At 66.2% G+C, this 16,127-nt stretch carries 19 protein-coding genes; 10 read left to right on the forward strand and 9 right to left on the reverse strand.

Annotated elements, in window-relative coordinates:
- Complete coding sequence (locus tag AB0876_RS07075) at nt 1-897, reverse strand: sigma-70 family RNA polymerase sigma factor (RefSeq protein ID WP_526041578.1); 897 nt, start codon at nt 895-897, stop codon at nt 1-3.
- 99 nt (nt 898-996) lie between these two features.
- Between AB0876_RS07075 and AB0876_RS07080 the strand changes: the two genes are divergently transcribed.
- Nucleotides 997-1,377, forward strand: coding sequence for a DoxX family protein (locus AB0876_RS07080; RefSeq protein WP_526041579.1), 381 nt, complete (start codon nt 997-999; stop codon nt 1,375-1,377).
- Here AB0876_RS07080 and AB0876_RS07085 read toward each other — a convergent pair.
- Nucleotides 1,370-2,143, reverse strand: a complete 774-nt coding sequence (locus tag AB0876_RS07085; RefSeq protein ID WP_491841873.1) for an SDR family oxidoreductase — start codon at nt 2,141-2,143, stop codon at nt 1,370-1,372. The genes AB0876_RS07080 and AB0876_RS07085 overlap by 8 nt on opposite strands.
- A gap of 3 nt (nt 2,144-2,146) precedes the next feature.
- Nucleotides 2,147-2,824: a TetR/AcrR family transcriptional regulator gene (locus AB0876_RS07090; RefSeq protein ID WP_064878534.1), complete on the reverse strand. Its 678-nt coding sequence runs from the start codon at nt 2,822-2,824 to the stop codon at nt 2,147-2,149.
- A gap of 127 nt (nt 2,825-2,951) precedes the next feature.
- Between AB0876_RS07090 and AB0876_RS07095 the strand changes: the two genes are divergently transcribed.
- Nucleotides 2,952-3,062 carry a hypothetical protein gene (locus AB0876_RS07095; protein WP_088305440.1) on the forward strand — a complete coding sequence of 37 codons (111 nt, stop codon included), beginning with the start codon at nt 2,952-2,954 and terminating at the stop codon, nt 3,060-3,062.
- Here the strand turns inward: AB0876_RS07095 and AB0876_RS07100 are convergent, their stop codons facing one another.
- Nucleotides 3,063-3,590, reverse strand: a complete 528-nt coding sequence (locus AB0876_RS07100) for a CGNR zinc finger domain-containing protein (protein ID WP_526041580.1) — start codon at nt 3,588-3,590, stop codon at nt 3,063-3,065.
- 85 nt (nt 3,591-3,675) lie between these two features.
- On the opposite strand from AB0876_RS07100, the gene AB0876_RS07105 reads away from it, so the two are divergent.
- Genes AB0876_RS07105 through AB0876_RS07115 form a run of 3 tightly spaced genes read left to right on the forward strand, consistent with a single transcriptional unit; the run spans nt 3,676 to nt 6,196 of the window.
- On the forward strand, nt 3,676-4,539 hold the full coding sequence (locus tag AB0876_RS07105; RefSeq protein WP_491841871.1) for an alpha/beta fold hydrolase: 864 nt from the start codon (nt 3,676-3,678) through the stop codon (nt 4,537-4,539).
- Complete coding sequence (locus tag AB0876_RS07110; protein ID WP_526041581.1) at nt 4,539-5,216, forward strand: haloacid dehalogenase type II; 678 nt, start codon at nt 4,539-4,541, stop codon at nt 5,214-5,216. Before AB0876_RS07105 ends, AB0876_RS07110 begins: the two co-directional genes overlap by 1 nt.
- Complete coding sequence (locus AB0876_RS07115; protein WP_526041582.1) at nt 5,213-6,196, forward strand: zinc-binding alcohol dehydrogenase family protein; 984 nt, start codon at nt 5,213-5,215, stop codon at nt 6,194-6,196. Before AB0876_RS07110 ends, AB0876_RS07115 begins: the two co-directional genes overlap by 4 nt.
- 90 nt (nt 6,197-6,286) lie before the next feature.
- Here AB0876_RS07115 and AB0876_RS07120 read toward each other — a convergent pair whose 3' ends face one another.
- From AB0876_RS07120 to AB0876_RS07130, 3 genes are read right to left on the reverse strand one after another with little or no spacing between them, the layout of a single operon-like run.
- Nucleotides 6,287-7,075 carry an ABC transporter ATP-binding protein gene (locus tag AB0876_RS07120; protein ID WP_526041583.1) on the reverse strand — a complete coding sequence of 263 codons (789 nt, stop codon included), beginning with the start codon at nt 7,073-7,075 and terminating at the stop codon, nt 6,287-6,289.
- Nucleotides 7,056-8,087: a taurine ABC transporter substrate-binding protein gene (locus tag AB0876_RS07125; RefSeq protein ID WP_526041584.1), complete on the reverse strand. Its 1,032-nt coding sequence runs from the start codon at nt 8,085-8,087 to the stop codon at nt 7,056-7,058. Before AB0876_RS07125 ends, AB0876_RS07120 begins: the two co-directional genes overlap by 20 nt.
- Nucleotides 8,084-8,947, reverse strand: a complete 864-nt coding sequence (locus AB0876_RS07130) for an ABC transporter permease (RefSeq protein WP_491841866.1) — start codon at nt 8,945-8,947, stop codon at nt 8,084-8,086. Before AB0876_RS07130 ends, AB0876_RS07125 begins: the two co-directional genes overlap by 4 nt.
- 213 nt (nt 8,948-9,160) lie before the next feature.
- Between AB0876_RS07130 and AB0876_RS07135 the strand changes: the two genes are divergently transcribed.
- Nucleotides 9,161-9,805 (forward strand): TetR/AcrR family transcriptional regulator, encoded by a 645-nt coding sequence (locus AB0876_RS07135; protein ID WP_526041585.1) that lies wholly within the window; start codon nt 9,161-9,163, stop codon nt 9,803-9,805.
- Nucleotides 9,802-10,659: a 3-hydroxyacyl-CoA dehydrogenase gene (locus AB0876_RS07140; protein WP_526041586.1), complete on the forward strand. Its 858-nt coding sequence runs from the start codon at nt 9,802-9,804 to the stop codon at nt 10,657-10,659. The genes AB0876_RS07135 and AB0876_RS07140 overlap by 4 nt, the downstream gene beginning before the upstream one ends.
- A 13-nt stretch (nt 10,660-10,672) precedes the next feature.
- On the opposite strand, the gene AB0876_RS07145 is transcribed toward AB0876_RS07140, so the two are convergent.
- Together AB0876_RS07145 and AB0876_RS07150 are read right to left on the reverse strand one after the other, a co-directional pair.
- Nucleotides 10,673-11,287: a DUF3159 domain-containing protein gene (locus AB0876_RS07145; protein WP_526041587.1), complete on the reverse strand. Its 615-nt coding sequence runs from the start codon at nt 11,285-11,287 to the stop codon at nt 10,673-10,675.
- A 56-nt stretch (nt 11,288-11,343) separates the two neighbouring features.
- Nucleotides 11,344-12,657, reverse strand: a complete 1,314-nt coding sequence (locus tag AB0876_RS07150; protein WP_526041588.1) for a cytochrome P450 — start codon at nt 12,655-12,657, stop codon at nt 11,344-11,346.
- A gap of 124 nt (nt 12,658-12,781) precedes the next feature.
- On the opposite strand from AB0876_RS07150, the gene AB0876_RS07155 reads away from it, so the two are divergent.
- The 3 genes from AB0876_RS07155 (at nt 12,782) to AB0876_RS07165 (ending at nt 16,102) form a co-directional block, all read left to right on the forward strand.
- The gene (locus AB0876_RS07155; protein ID WP_526041589.1) at nt 12,782-13,444 is read left to right on the forward strand and encodes a TetR/AcrR family transcriptional regulator; all 663 of its coding nucleotides are present in this window, start codon (nt 12,782-12,784) and stop codon (nt 13,442-13,444) included.
- Nucleotides 13,441-14,457, forward strand: a complete 1,017-nt coding sequence (locus AB0876_RS07160) for a magnesium transporter CorA family protein (protein WP_526041590.1) — start codon at nt 13,441-13,443, stop codon at nt 14,455-14,457. Before AB0876_RS07155 ends, AB0876_RS07160 begins: the two co-directional genes overlap by 4 nt.
- 118 nt (nt 14,458-14,575) lie before the next feature.
- On the forward strand, nt 14,576-16,102 hold the full coding sequence (locus AB0876_RS07165; RefSeq protein WP_491841858.1) for a Re/Si-specific NAD(P)(+) transhydrogenase subunit alpha: 1,527 nt from the start codon (nt 14,576-14,578) through the stop codon (nt 16,100-16,102).
- Nucleotides 16,103-16,127 lie beyond the last annotated feature (25 nt).

Consider the following 16,127-nt stretch of genomic DNA (forward strand, 5'->3'; position numbering starts at 1 on the left):
TTAATCGTCGGAAGGCGGCTCGGGCAGTGACATCCTGGCCAGCCGTCGAGGGTCGATGATCGACACGATCCCCACCAGTCGACCACCGTCGACGACGCAGGCCATCACGCTGAGCGGGCGACCGGTCGGACCCCACGCCAGGATCCCCGGCTCGCCGTTGACCGACACGCGCCGGGCCAGGACGCGGGTCCCCTGGCCGCGCCGGACCGCGGCGACGATCGCGTCCGATCCGGTCCCGACGGTCACGCCGGTGGCCGTGTACCGCTGCCAGCTGACGTCGGGGTCCAGCACGCGCAGCAGGGCATCGAAGTCGCCGTCGCGCGCGGCGGCCAGGAAGGCGTCGACCACCGCACGCTGCTCCTGCTTCCGTCGGCGGCCCCCGGTGGGCGCCGGCACGTCCTGCACCTTCCGGCGCGCACGGCTGGCCAGCATCTTGACGGCGTCGCTCGACTTGTCCAGGATCTGCGCGATCTCGGCGAACGGCACGGCGAACATGTCATGCAGGACAAACGCGAGGCGCTCGTCCGGACGCAGCGAACCCAGCACGACGAGCATCGCCAGCCCGACCGAGTCCGCGAGCACCGCGGCGTCCTCCGGGGAGTCCTCCCGGATATCTGAGTCCTCGGTGACCACCAGATCCGGAATCTCGGCGGTGGGCGTCACCTCGGCGCGGCTGGTGCGCGACCGCAACATGTCGATGCAGATGCGGCCCACCACAGTTGTCAGCCAGCCCGCGACGTTCTCGATCGAGTCCGCGTCCTGACGAGACAGCCGTAGCCATGCTTCCTGCACGGCATCCTCGGCATCTGCCCGGGAGCCGAGGACGCGCTCGGCGACCGCGAGCAGTCGGGGCCGCTGCCCTTCGAATGCCTCCGCCAAAGATGCCTCAGGCGTCATCAGTTACCTCTCCTCGCGCCGACCCGTCATAAGAGTGACGAGTCGACGGGGCTCGACGTAACCACGAGGCCCAAACGTAACCACGAAACGGAGCGAGAAATGCACACCGCCCTCTGGATCATCACCATCATCGCCGCGGCGGCGTACGCCGCAGGCGGGACCACCATGCTCCTGATGTCGCGGGAGAGGTACCGGTCGATGGGCAGCACGCAGCACTGGGTCGACGAGTTCGGTGACGGTCACCTGAAGGTGATCGGGACCATCAAGCTGGTCGGCGCGCTCGGCCTGGTGCTACCTGCGGCGTCGGGTATCGCACCGGTGCTGACGCCGGTGGCCGCCTGCGGCCTGGCCCTGTTCATGGCCGGTGCGGCCACGACCAGATTCCGTCGCAGCGAGTGGCTCTACATGGCCGGCGACATCGTCTATCTCGGTGTGTTCGCCTTCTTGGCCTGGGGCTGGTTCACCCTGCCCATCAGCTGATGGTGCTCACGCCGCCGTCGACCGGGATGACCGTGCCGGTGATGTAGGCGCTGGCCCGGCTGGCCAAGAACACTGAGATACCGGCGATGTCGTCGGGCTGTCCGATCCGGCCCAAGGGAAGGACTGCGCCTACCTCTTCCGAGCCGGCGCGCAGCATCTCCTTGGTCATCCGGGATTCGAACAGGCCCGGGGCGATCGCGTTGACGAGGATCTTCGGGGCCAGTTCACCGGCGAGGTGCTTGGTCAGCATGTGCACGGCGGCCTTGCTGGCGCTGTAGGAGAAGTTGTCGCGGCCCTTGCCCGGGGCGACGATGCCGTCGATGCTGCCGGTGTTGATCACCCGGGCCGGATCCTCTTCGGTGGCAGCGGCTTTCAGCAACGGGGTGAGCGCGCGGGTCAGCAGGAAGACGCCTTTGACGTTGACGTCGTAGACCTTGTCGAATCCGGACTCCGGGAACTCCTCGTAGGGTGCACCCCAGGCCGCGCCCGCGTTGTTGAACAGGGCGTGGATCGCGTCCTCGCGTCCAGTGACGGCGGCGGTGAGTGCGGCGACACCTTCGGCAGTGCCGAGGTCGGCCGGTACCGCGGACACCCGCCCGAGCGGGGACAGCGCCTCGACCGCCGCGTTGAGCTCGGCTTCCTTACGGCTCGAGAGGTACACGGACGCCCCGGCCTGCAGCAGGCCACGGGCCATCATCAGGCCGATGCCCCGGCCACCTCCGGTGACGACGGCGACCTTGCCGTCCAGTCGGAACAGATCGGTCATGTTCTAGGCCTTTTCCTCGATCTCGACGCCCAACGGCGATTCGTTGCGGATTCCCTCGTCGCGGATCAGCCCGCGCAGCAGCGCCGTGCTGAACTCGACGGCGATCTCCTGGGCACTCCGCCGGCCGTGGGGTCGCAGCCAGCGGTAGGAACCGAGCGTCATGCCGATGTAGCCCAGAGCCAGCACGTGCGAGTCGCAGTCGTAGAACTCGCCGCTCGCGATGCCGCGATCGATCACGTCCCGGACGTGCTCGTAGACCTGGGTCTCGGCCCGCCGGATGTAGGCCACCTGCTCCTCGGTGAACCACTCGGCGATGTACGGGCCCTCCTGGAAGTACACCGCAGCGCGCTCCAGGTCGTTGGCGATGCCGACCATCAGCCGCCGGGTGAAGTTGTAGATGGTCTCCCGCGCCGAGGCGGTCGGGTCATCGTGGAGCGCCTCGACGGTGAAGTCCGCAGTGCCCTTGTAGATGTCGTAGAGGATCAGCGACTTACTGGAGTAGTAGTGATAGACCGTGGCCTTGTTCAGCCCGACGGCCTCGGCGACATCGTCCATCCGGGTGCCGTGATACCCGCGAGCGGCGAACAGTTTCGCCGCAACGGTCAGCAGTTCATCGCGGCGGGATGTCCCGTTGGCAGTCGCGCCCCCGCGGCCCCGGCCGCCCTCTGCATCGGATGACATAGCACACTCACTATCAGCATCGCCGGGACCTTGCCCGGGAAATCAATCAACTAGATGGTTGAAGAGTGTAGGCAATTTCCGTTCTCGGCCCTGTTCCGACCTCGCGTACTGCGTCTAGACTGCGGGAATGGATCCGAATCCTGACTACGACGTCAGCGACGAGAGCGACTTCTTCTTCCCGTGGCTGGCCTGGGGCTTGCGTGGCGTCTACCCGCCGCCGGCCTATCCCCCGGTGTAATCAGGGCTGTTCGTCAGTCTTCGCAGTCCTTGCGCGCCGGTGATACCGGCGCGCCTTCATGCGGTTTCCGCAGGTAGTCATCGAGCACCAGCGTTTCGCGTTGGGCTTGCTCCGATCCATCAGGAAGAGCCGACAGTCCGGGTTCGCGCACGCGCGTAGCCGCCCCGGCCGCGCGATCCGCAGCGCATCCCAGGCCAGGACCGCCCGCACGGCGCCGCGCATCGCTTCGCCGACATCCAGGTCCCAGTTCACGCCGTTCTCCGTCGCGTGCGCCCGTAGGGTCGCGGCGTTGAGGTACGGCGTCAGCGCAACCGCCGACTCGGTTCCGCGCACCACGGCCTGAAGCACATTCCGGGCCGCGGCCAGTTCGGCCAGTTCGGCTTCGGCCGCCCCGTGCTCACGCAACCAGGCCTGCGCGGCGGCCTCTTCTTTCAGCACGTCGTATTGCATTCCCTCCACCAACGGCGTGGTGTTGAGGAGATCGAGCAGCAGCGACTCGTCCGTCAGGCCTACCTCCATGAGTCTCATATCTAACCTCCAAATAGCTATTGACAGGTTATGTCGACGGGCGTTAGATGTCACTAACCACTAAAACTAGTTATAGGAGTTAGTCATGACCGTTCACCATCGCTACGCCACCGTCGACGGGCAGCGGCTGTTCTACCGCGAGGCCGGCGCGCCCGACGCACCGGCGATCGTCCTGCTGCACGGCTTCCCGACGAGCTCGTACATGTTCCGCGACCTGATCCCCCGGTTGGCCGAGCGCTTCCACGTCATCGCCCCCGACCACCTGGGCTACGGCCACTCCGATGCACCCGCGGTCACCGAGTTCGACTACACCTTCGACGCCCTGGCCGACCTCACCGACGGCCTGCTGAACCAGCTCGGGGTGTCCCGCTACGCGATCTACGTCCAGGACTACGGCGCCCCGATCGGCTGGCGACTGGCCCTGCGGCATCCGGAAGCCATCACCGCGATCGTCAGCCAGAACGGCAACGGCTACGACGAAGGTTTCGTCGAGAGCTTCTGGTCCGGCGTGTGGGCCTACCAGCGCGAGCAGAACCCCGAGACCGAGGCCGGAGTGCGGACCGCATTGAGCCTCGACGGCATCAAATGGCAGTACCTGACCGGGGTTTCCGACGAAAGCCTGGTCAATCCCGACACCTGGGTGCACGACGCGGCGATGGTGTCGCGACCCGGCAATGATCTGGTGCAGCTCAAACTGTTCCGCGACTACGCCACCAACGCTCCCCTGTACCCGACACTGCACGAATACCTGCGCACCAGTCAGGTTCCCGTGCTTGCCGTGTGGGGTGAGGGCGATCCGATCTTCGGTCCCGACGGGGCGCGCGCCTTCGCCAAGGACGCCGCCGACGCCGAGATCCACCTGCTCGACGGCGGGCACTTCCTACTGGAAACCCACGTCGACGAAGTCGCGAGCCTGATCGACGGATTCCTGCAACGCCGGGTCGCCTGATGAAGCCGGCGGTGCTGGTGTTCGACGTCAACGAGACGCTCATCGACATCGACTCTTTGACGCCATATTTCGAGCGAATCTTCGGCGACCCTCAGGTCCTTCGCGAATGGTTCAACCAGCTGGTGATGTACTCCATGGCCATCACACTGTCCGGGCGATACACCGATTTCTTCACGCTCGGTCAAGCTGCGCTGCGGATGACCGGCGACATCCGCCACGTGGGTCTCACCGAGGACGATCTCACCGCACTTGCCGACAGCATGCGCTGCATGCCGGCACACGCCGATGCCGCAGCAGGCTTGCAGCGACTTCTGGCAAACGGCTTCCGCCTTGTCACACTTACCAACTCACCACATCGCGACGAGCCGACCCCGCTGGAACGGGCCGGCTTGGGCAGTTACTTCGAGCACCAGTTCAGCGTCGACGGGCAACGCGCTTTCAAGCCGGCGCCGTCGCTGTACACCGGCGTCGCCGAATACCTGGGGGTGGCGCCCTCGGACTGCATGATGGTCGCCGCGCACATGTGGGACACCCTGGGCGCCCAGGCCGCCGGATTCAGCGGAGCACTCATCACCCGCCCCGGCAACGGTGTGCTGCGAGCACCGAATGTGCCCCAACCCACCGTCGTCGCATCAGATCTATTACAGCTCAACGACATCCTGGAGAGACTCTCATGACCACACAGATGCGCGCGATCGTTCTCGACGGCTTCGGTGGACTCGACCACCTGGTCTACACCGATATCCCCAAGCCCGAGCCCAAAGCCGGCGAGGTGGTCATCAAGATCAAAGCCTTCGGCATCAATCACGCCGAGATGCACATGCGCCGAGGTGAATGGGCCGAGGCCGCGGAGGTCAGCGGCATCGAATGCGTCGGCATCGTCGAATCGTGTCCGGGCGGCGAGTTCCCGGTCGGCGCCAAGGTCGCCGCACTCATGGGTGGGCTGGGCCGCACAGTCAACGGCAGCTACGCCGAGTACACCCGGGTGAGAGCGGCCAACGTCGCGCTGATCGACGCCGACTTGCCGTGGGACCGACTGGCCGCGCTTCCCGAGACCTATGCGACGGCCTGGACCTGTCTGTTCCGCAACATCGACCTGCAGCCCGGTCAGACCCTGGTGATCCGCGGCGCCACCTCGTCGTTCGGCCAGGCCGCGGTCAAGCTCGCGGTCAACGCGGGGGCGCGCGTCATCGCGACCACCCGCAGCCCTGAACGATTCGCACTGCTGGAAAGTCTCGGCGTCGCTCGCGCCGAACAAGAAGTGCCCGATCTGAGCGCACACATCGCCGAATCCGGCACCGTCGACGCGGTACTGGACCTGGTCGGCAACAGCACCATCCTCGACTCACTGGACATGTTGCGCCGAGGCGGAACCGCGTGCCTGGCGGGGTGGTTGGGTGGGCTCGATCCGATCCCGGATTTCAACCCGCTGCTGCAGATGGCCAGCGGCGTCAAGCTGACTTTCTTCGGCAGCTTCGTGTTCGGCTCACCCGGGTTCCCGCTGTCCGACGTGCCGTTGGGCGACATCGCCCGCCAGGTCGCCGACGGCGCGCTGGAAGCCGCGCCGTCGCGGGTGTTCACGTTCGATCAGATCCGCGAAGCGCATGAGGTGATGGAGTCAGGCGCCGCCGGCGGGAAGATGGTGGTTGTCGTCTGATGTGGCGTGTTGGTAGCGGCACTGCCGAAAGTGACGCCAGGGTCGTTGACCGCGAAGGTTTACGACCCTGGCGTCACTTTCGTTGCGAGATCAGGCCGCAGCGAGTTTGACCGCCTCGCTCACATCGGTACGCAGCTTGAGGTATTCCGGCGAGCGTCGCAGTTCGTGCGCGTCGACGCCGGTGCGCGGCAAGTCCACCGGCAGGTCCAGCGCGATTTTCCCGGGCCTGCGCGTCAGCACCACGATCCGCGAACCCAGGAACGCCGCCTCGTCGGCACTGTGCGTCACGAACACCGTGGTGCGACCGGACTCCGCACTGACCTGACGGACGTCCTCCTGCAACCGCTCACGGGTCAGCGCGTCCAGAGCCGCGAACGGCTCGTCCAACAGGAACAGCGGAGTCTCGGCGGCGAGCGCCCGCGCGATCGCGACACGCTGCTGCTGGCCGCCGCTGATCTCCCAGATCTTGCGCTTGGCAGTACGTTCCAGACCGACACGTTCCAGCAGTTCCTCGCGCCGCTCCGTCCGTCGCTCCCGCGGCACGCCGGCGTACTTGAGCGCCAGATCCACGTTGCCGCCCACCGTGCGCCACGGAAAGAGCCGCGGCTGCTGGAACACCACACCCGAGGTGACCCCGGGCGTGGGGCGGGAACCGGACACCTCGACCTCGCCCTCGGACGGGGTCTCGAAGCCGGCGATCAGCCGCAACAGCGTGCTCTTGCCGCACCCAGAGGCCCCCACCAGCACCAGGAACGAACCGGGATCGACATCGAGATCCACCGGTCCGAGCGCGGTCACCTCATCCGAGCCGCGCCCGTACCGATGGGCGACGTTCTTGATCTTCAGGCCGCCCGATGCGTCACTGCTTGGCGAGGACATCCGGCAACCCCTTCGTGTAGACGGCGTCCTTGAAGACCTGCAGCGGAGCCGCCTCGGGGATCTGCTTCTGATCGGCGAGGAACTGCGACGCGCTCTGCAGGTTGGCGGCGATGTTGCCCGGTGCGCCATCGGTACCCAGCCATTCGGGAGACGCCACCTCGGCCGGGGTCAGGTAGACGCCCTGCTTGAGTTGTCCGGCAACATCTTCCGGGCTCAGACCGACCTCGGCGGCGATCGCCTTGGCCGCGGCCTGCGGATCGTCCTTGATGACGTTCAGCGCGCGGGCCTGCTGCTGGCGCCAGATGTCGACCACCTCAGGGTGGGCGGTCGAGAATTCGTCGGATACAGCGGCCAGGTCCAGCGTCGGCTTGCCGTCCTTGGCCAGCTGCCGGCTGGTGATCAGATCCTTGCCCGTCTTGCGCAGCTGGTCGAGCGTGGGCAGCCAGCTGTAGGCCGCGGCGATGTCGCCCCGGTCCCAGGCCGCCAGGATGGCCTGCGGCTGCAGGTCGATCAGCTGGACATCGTTGGGCGACAAGCCGTTCTGCGCCAGCGCGGCCAGCAGGCTGTAGTGCGCGGTGGACGCGAACGGTGTGGCGACACGCTTGCCCCGCAGGTCGGCGATCGAGTTGACGCCGGCGCCGTCACGAGCCACCAACGCCTCGTTGTCACCGGCGACGTCGAGCACGAACGCCACCTTGTACGGAATGTTCAGCGGCGCTGACAAACCGCGGGCCACCGGGCTCGAACCCAGGGCACCGAAGTCCAGTTCCTTGGCGATGAATGCGGTGTTCACGTCGGCGCCCGAGTCGAACTTCGTCCACTTGATGTTGTAGTCGGGCAGCGCCTCTTCGAGCCACTTGTTGTTCTTGACGATCAGATCGCCACTCGGAAAGGATTGGTAGCCAAGGCGAATGGTGGGTTTCTGGGAGTTCCCCCCGGAGTGGTCCACCGCGCAGCCGGCCAGTGCCACCGTCGCGGCAGCCAGCACTGTGACCAGCTTCGTCAATCTCATATTTTTCCTCTCCAGGGGACGGCCCGTCGTTCGACAGCCCGCAAACCTCCGTCGATCACCAGGCCCGAGATCCCGATGGCGAAGATCCCGACCAGCACGACCGGTGTGTTGTTGTAATTGCTTGCGTCCTTGACCAATCCACCGATGCCGGGGATGCCGTTGAACAGTTCGGCGGCAACCACCGACGAGTACGCCATGCCCACGGCCAGGCGGATACCCGTGAAGGTCTCCGGCAGTGCCGAGGGCACCACGACGTCACGGATGACCTGTGCCCGGGTGGCGCCCAACGCCCGGGCCGCTTCCTGCAGACCGACGGGAGCAGCGACCACGGCGGCCGTGGTGGCGACCGCGGCCGGCGGCAGCGCGGCCAGGGCCAGCAGCGTGATCTTGGGTGCCTCGTCGATCCCGAGCCAGATCACCAGCAGGAAGAAGTACGCCAACGGCGGCAGCGCACGCAGGAAAGTCAGCCACGGTTCGAGCACGCTGCGCAGCCATCCGACCGAACCCATGAGGAGGCCCAGGAGAACGCCGACGACCACACCGATCACCACACCGGCCAGTACGCGGCGCAGCGTCATGTAGAGGTGCTCGTAGAGCAGGTACCCCGCATAGCCGCGCGCGCCGTCATGGGTGGTCGAGACATCGATGAAGGCCCGCCAGACTGCCGACGGGTAAGGCACGAACGTCTGGTTCCAGATGCCTGCCCAGGCCACCGCCTGCCACACCACGAAGAACAGGACCACCGATAGAAGTGGCAGCGCGGACGTGGTCAGCAGCGTGCGCCACCGGTTTGACGGTGTGACCGCGCGCGGCGGACCGGCTTCGGCCTCGGGAGGAACGATGTCGACGAACACAGACACTGTGGGCAGCTTTCTGTTGCTGAAGGTAGTGGGGTGGCGATGGGCTTCAGCGACGACAGCAACCAGGCAGTGATCCGTTCACCTGGGTATTGGTACCGGTGAGCACCGGCGTGGTGAAGGTCTGAAATCGAGCTGAGTTTATTCACCCCGGTTGACACCGCTCCGGATTAATGAGTACGTTCATTAATGAGCGCACTCATTAATGAGGTGATCATGACAGGCCGACGGACGCGCAACATGCAGGACAAGCAGCAGCGGATCTTCGCTGCGGCGAGTGCACTGTTCGAAGCGCACGGATTCGAGCCCGTCACGGTGGCCCAGATCGCCGAGGCCGCCGACGTCGCGGCGGGCACCCTGTTCCGCTACGCGTCCTCGAAAGCCGAACTGCTGCTGATGGTCTACAACGACCAGTTCCGGCAGGCCATCGAAACCGGCATGCGCAACGCAGCCGACATCGACGATCCGAGCGCCGCGGTGTTCGCGATGGTGGCTCCCGTCATCGCCGAGGCCGCACGGCAGCCGAGCAACGCCACGGCCTACCAACGAGAGCTGCTGTTCGGCTCCCCCACCGAGCGTTTCCGGGCTGAAGGCCTCGACCACGTCATGCGGCTCGAGGATGCGATCGCCGCGCGCCTGATGCGCTGCCACCCGGCCGATCCGACCACCGACAACGAGCTGCGGGCCGACGCCGACCGCGCCGCCAGAAGCGTCTTCGCGGCACTGCATCTCCTGGTGGTCCAACCGTCGACCGGCGTGAAGTGGGGTGCCGACGGCGCCCACGAACTGCTCCAGCAGATCAACCAGATCGTGCTGGGGTTCCTGGCAACCACAACACCACGAGAAGGAGAGACATCATGACGAACTCCATCAAGAAGGTGACCGTGCTCGGGACCGGAGTGCTCGGTTCCCAGATCGCGTTCCAATCCGCGTTCAAGGGCTTCACCGTCACGGCCTACGACATCAACGACAAGGTTCTCGAGGCGGCCAAGGACCGATTCGCGAAGCTGGCCGAGACCTATGCCAACGAGGTACCCGATGCGCGTGACGGCAAGGCCCAGGAAGCGCTGAGCCGGCTCACGCTGACCTCCGACCTGAAGGACGCGGTGGCCGACGCCGATCTGGTCATCGAGGCGATCCCGGAGATCCTCGACCTGAAGCGGGACACCTACCAGAAGCTCGGGGAACTCGCCCCGGCCAAGACCATCTTCGCCACCAACTCCTCCACCCTGCTGCCCAGCGACCTCAAGGATTCCACCGGCAGGCCGGACAAGTTCCTGGCATTGCACTTCGCGAACCGGGTGTGGCAGTTCAACACCGCCGAGATCATGGGAACCACCGACACCGACCCGGCGGTGTTCGCCGAAGTGGTCGAGTTCGCCAAGGCCATCGGGATGGTGCCGATCGAACTGCACAAGGAGAAGGCCGGCTACGTCCTCAACTCACTTCTGGTGCCGTTCCTCAATGCGGCCGCCGAGCTCGCGGCCGGCGGCTACGCCGACCCCAGCGCCGTGGACGACACCTGGCGGATCGCCACCGGAGCACCCGTCGGACCGTTCCAGATCTACGACATCATCGGCCTCACAACGCCGTACAACATCATGGCCAACGGAGACGCCGAAGCTCAGAAGCTCGCCGCGTGGCTCAAAGAGAACTACATCGACAAAGGCAAGTTGGGCCTCGCCACCGGCGAGGGCTTCTACAAGTACAACTGAGGGCCGGCTCCGCTCAGGATGCCGACCGCGGCAGCGCCCGGATGGCGTACCGGGCGCTGAGCAGGACCAGCGTCGTAGTGACCACGAACAACGGCCAGCCCATCGCGAGCCGGGCCACCGCCAGCAGTCCGTCCTGCCCTGTGTCGTAGAGATAGTTCTGCACCAGGAATCGCGACCAGGACACTGTCGCCAGGACCGCGGTGACGATGTTGAAGACCAGCCGCACCCCGGGGACCTGGCGCCAGCTGCCGTCCCGGCCGGTGGCCCAGGCCCAGATCACCCCGACGAGGGGGCGCCTGACCAGGATCGAGCCGGTCATCACGATGGCCGATGCCAAGGACATCCAGATACCCGGGAGGTAGAAGTCCTTGGCCTGGCCGGTCACCAGGGCCAGCAGCCCGCAGGCCGCCACCCCGACAAATCCCCACAGTGCGGGCCTGATCGATTCTCGGCGCAGCAACTGCCAACCGAATACGAGGGCCGCCGTCACCAGCGCGGAGATGATCGCGGGCACCCGTCCCGAGAGCGCCGAGACCGACGCGTACACGGTGACCGGGAGCGCCGAGTAGACCATGCCGCTGACGCCCCCGACGCGCGCCATCAGTCCGTCGAGTGGGGAATCCGTCATGGGGGGTGTGGGCCTCGCGTTCAAGATCGGGCAGGTCCCCACCGAGAGTACCGAGCTCAGCAGACCAGACCGGCCGGCTCGGTGCGCCGGGACCCCAGCAGAGCGGGCAGCTTCACATATCCGTGCAGATTGACCAGACCCCGCGGGCGCGGGGCCTCGGTCAGGCGCAGATCCGGATAGGCCTCGAACAGTGCGCGCAGCGCAGTCGCCCCCTCGATGCGAGCCAGGGCCGCACCGAGGCAGGCGTGGATGCCCGAAGCGAATGCCAGATGCTCGCGGGCATTGGAGCGGGTCACGTCGAAACGGTCCGGTTCGGCGAACACCCGCGGATCGCGGTTGGCGCCGCCGAGCAGCACTGCGACCATGTCCCCGGCGCGAACGCGTCGACCCTCGATCTCCACGTCGCACTGCGCGGTGCGCGCCGTCATCTGCACCGGGCTCTCGATGCGCAGGATCTCCTCCACCGCGGCGGGCCACAGGTCCGGATCGTCACGCAGCAGGGCGAGTTGGTCGGGGTGCTGCTGCAGCAGGACTATCCCGTTGCCGATGAGGTTGACGGTGGTTTCGAACCCGGCGCCGATGAGAAGCGCTGCGTTGGCGGCGAGTTCGTGGTCGGTCAGTGTGTGGTCGGCGGCCATCTTGGTGAACGGGTTGTCCTCGGCAGCGCCGGCGCGGACTTTGTCGAAGTGCTCGGCGAGGAATGCGCCGAGACCGCGCATGCCGTCGATGCCACGACGGTAGGTCCGCCACGGGATCCCGACGTCGAGCAGCGGCGCCCCGTCGTGACCCCACTCGAGCAGTTGCGCATGGGATTCGCCGGACAGACCGAGGATCTCGGCGATCATGGCAACCGGGAGGACAGCGGCGAAGTCCGCGATCAGATCGGGTCGAGGCGTACCTGCCAGCCGGTTGACGAGTTCCGCAGTCACCTCCGCCACCCTGGCGTCCAGCTTGTCGATCGCCCGCGGGGTGAAACTCTGCGCGACCAGCTGCCGGTACTGCGTGTGCGCAGGCGGGTCGACGATGACCATCGCGGGCGGCTCGACCGGATTGGCCACTTTCGGATCGGTCAGGTCCAGCAGCTGCTGCACGGGTTTCGGCATCCCCATCCCGGTGGGCGGGGTGACGCCGAACCGCTTGTCCCGCAGGATTTGCCGAGCCACCCCGTGGTCGACGGTGGCCCAGACGAACGGAGTCTTCACCAATGGGCCGCGTCGACGGATCTGCTCCATCAGCGGATACGGGTCGATGCCCTTGCCGTGGCTGGAGATCAGCGCACCCATCGGATTACCCACCCGGCCTTGAAACGACATGAACGCCTTCGGTACGGCATGCAGTGCCGTCCAGCGGGTCCACAATCCGATGCTCATAACGCCCTCCCTCGTCGGCCCGGACAACTATGGTGAGACATGTGAGACATCGATACGCTCACTGTCTCGCTAGTCTCTTTGGTTAGGCTACGGCCATCGCGACGCACGGGCAAGGAGAGACTTCGTGACTTCCACGCGAACAGCGGACTTCGTGCGGCGCCTCGCCGAACCGGATCCCGCGGTACTGGCCCGCGTGCGCGACCCCGACGAGATCACCGCACGCATCTTGAGCGCGACGCTGGAACAAGCCGAGTTGGTCGGCATTCGGCGCACCACCATGGAGGACGTCGCGCGGCGCAGCGGCGTCGGGAGGGCGACTCTCTACCGCCGCTTCCCCACCAAGGACGTATTGATCGACGCGGTGGTGCTCTCCGAAGCACGGCGTTACCTCGATGGCAGTGCACAGGCCCGGGCCCACGCCGACACCCTCGAAGACCGCATGGTCTACGAAACCGTCTTCACGGTGACCTTCCTGCGCGAGCATGCGCTCCTCAAAAAGCTGCTACGCACCGAACCCGAGACGATCCTGCCCAGCCTGACTGTCGACGCAGGCGCCATCATCGATTTCGCCACCGACTTCTCGGTCGCGCACCTGCGCACCGATCTCTACGGGACCACCAAAACCACCCCGGCACAGGAACGTCACCTCCGAACCGTCGCCGAGTTGCACACCCGACTTACGTTGTCGTTCATCGTGACTCCGCACACCAGCATCAAACTGACCAGCCTGGAGGACACCCGCGACTACGTGCGCACCTACCTGCTGCCGATGGTGGCCGCCCCGTGAGGCAGGTGCAGGGACGGATCTGGCGCAACGGACAGCCGGTCGACGGCGGCTTCAAGTTCACGGATATCTCGGACTGCCTGACCGACGAGGACACCTTGGTGTGGGCGGACATCTACGACCCCGATCACGAGGCACTTCGTGAACTGGCCACCGAGCTCGGGCTCAACATGTGGGCCGTCGAGGATGCTGTCGCGCCCAAGGAACGCACGAAAACCTCGGTGTACCACTCCCATACGTTCTTCACCGTGTACGCCGTGGACACCCGGGAGCCGGAAGCCGACGCGACACCCGACACGTCATTGTTGATCAAACATCGCATCTCGGCGTTCGTCCTGCCGCGAGGCCTGATCACCGTCCGGCTACCCAGCTCCAACGGTGAGTCCACCGAGTTCGACATCAGCAAGGTGTCGCACCGCTTCGACGACCTCGGCGGCCAGCGGTACGGCGTCGGGTCGCTGGTCCACGCGCTGCTCGACGTCGTGGTCGACGGACACTTCGAGGCTGTCGAGGCGCTCGACGACGCCATCGAAGGACTCGAGGACGAGTTGTTCGCCGACGGCGGTCCACGACGCGGCCTACAACGACGCACCTTCCAACTGCGCAAGGACCTGGTCGAGCTGCGGCGGGTGGTGCTACCCATGCGTGAGGTGGTCAGCACCATCCAGCACCGGCGGATGGACTCGTCCACCTCGCCCGACCTGGACCCGCTTTACGCCGACCTGTACGACCACGTGTTGCGGGCCTCGGAATGGACCGAATCGCTCCGCGACATGGTCACCACGGTGTTCGAGACCAACCTGTCTCTGCAGGACGCACGGCTCAACACCGTGATGAAGAAACTCAGCGGCTGGGCCGCCATCATCGCGGTGCCGACGGCCATCACGGGCTTCTACGGCCAGAACGTCCTGTATCCCGGGATCAACACCGCCGTGGGGTTCGTCGCCAGCTCCATTTTGATTGTTGTGCTGGTCATCCTGTTGTATGTGATGTTCAAACGTCGTGACTGGCTGTAGCCGCACCAGGGCCAGCAGTCACATCCCCCAAAAGGGGCATGCGCGTTATCTGAACACAAGTGCGACACTCTTCCAGGCTGAACGAAGAGGCCTGGACACATAGAACGGAGCGGATTCGATGCTCATCGGGATCCCGCGCGAGTCCCTACCTGGGGAAACGCGCGTCGCCGCCACCCCGCAGACAGTCGGGCAGATCATCAAGCTCGGCTACGCGGTAGTCGTAGAAACCGGCGCCGGTGCTGCCTCGAGCTTCTCCGACGCGGCCTACGTCGACGCCGGTGCCGAGATCGGTGACGCGTGGGACGCCGACGTCGTGCTGAAGGTCAACGCCCCCAACGATGACGAAGTTGCCGTCCTCAATGACGGAGCGACTCTGGTGAGCTTGATCTCACCCGGGCTCAAGCCCGAGCTGGTCGAGAAGCTGTCCACCCGGCCGATCACCGTGCTGGCCATGGACGCGGTGCCGCGTATCTCGCGTGCCCAGTCGCTCGACGTGCTGTCCTCGATGGCCAACATCGCCGGTTACCGCGCCGTGGTCGAGGCCGCCCACGCATTCGGCCGGTTCTTCACCGGTCAGGTGACCGCTGCGGGCAAGGTGCCGCCGGCCAAGGTGCTCGTGGTGGGCGCCGGTGTGGCCGGTCTGGCCGCGATTGGCGCCGCCGGCAGCCTGGGCGCGATCGTGCGGGCCACCGACCCCCGACCCGAGGTCGCCGATCAGGTCGCTTCGCTCGGTGGCGAGTACCTGTCCGTGGCCAACGAGGCCGCCGAGGTGTCGGCCACCGGATACGCCAAAGAAATGGACGACGACTACAAGGCCCGCGAGGCCGCGTTGTACGCCGAGCAGTGCAAGGACGTCGACATCATCGTCACGACCGCGCTGATCCCCGGTAAGCCCGCGCCGCGCATCATCACCGCCGAGATGGTCGCCTCGATGAAGGCCGGCAGCGTGATCGTCGACATGGCCGCGGCCAACGGCGGCAACGTCGAGGGCACGGTCAAGGACCAGGCGATCGTCACCGACAACGGCGTGACGATCATCGGCTACACCGACCTGGCCGGCCGTCTGCCCGCCCAGGCCTCCCAGTTGTACGGCACCAACCTGGTGAACCTGCTCAAGCTGCTGACCCCGGACAAGGACGGCAAGGTCGTCCTTGACTGGGACGACGTGGTGCAGCGCTCGATGACCGTGGTGCGCGATGGCGAGACCACCTGGCCCCCGCCACCGGTGCAGGTCTCCGCCGCGCCGGCCGCCCAGCAGGCTGCGGCCGCCCCGGCGGTCAAGGAAGAGAAGCAGCCGATGTCGACCGGGCGCCGGCTCGGCATCACGTTCGCCGCCGCGGCCGCCGTGTTCGCCCTGATCGCGCTCTCACCCGCCGCGCTGCAGGTTCACCTGACCGTGTTCGCTCTGGCGATCGTGATCGGCTACTACGTGATCGGCAACGTGCACCACGCGCTGCACACCCCGCTGATGTCGGTGACCAACGCGATCTCGGGAATCATCGTGGTCGGTGCCCTGCTCCAGGTCGGCCACGGCAACACGCTGGTGACCGCGATCGCGACCTGCGCGATCCTGCTGGCCAGCATCAACGTATTCGGCGGCTTCGCGGTGACGCGTCGCATGCTCGCGATGTTCTCCCGTAGCTAGAACCTGCGTGCCCACAAAGACTTTG

This window comes from Mycobacterium sp. NPDC049093 (assembly GCF_040704635.1).
GTDB lineage: Bacteria > Actinomycetota > Actinomycetes > Mycobacteriales > Mycobacteriaceae > Mycobacterium.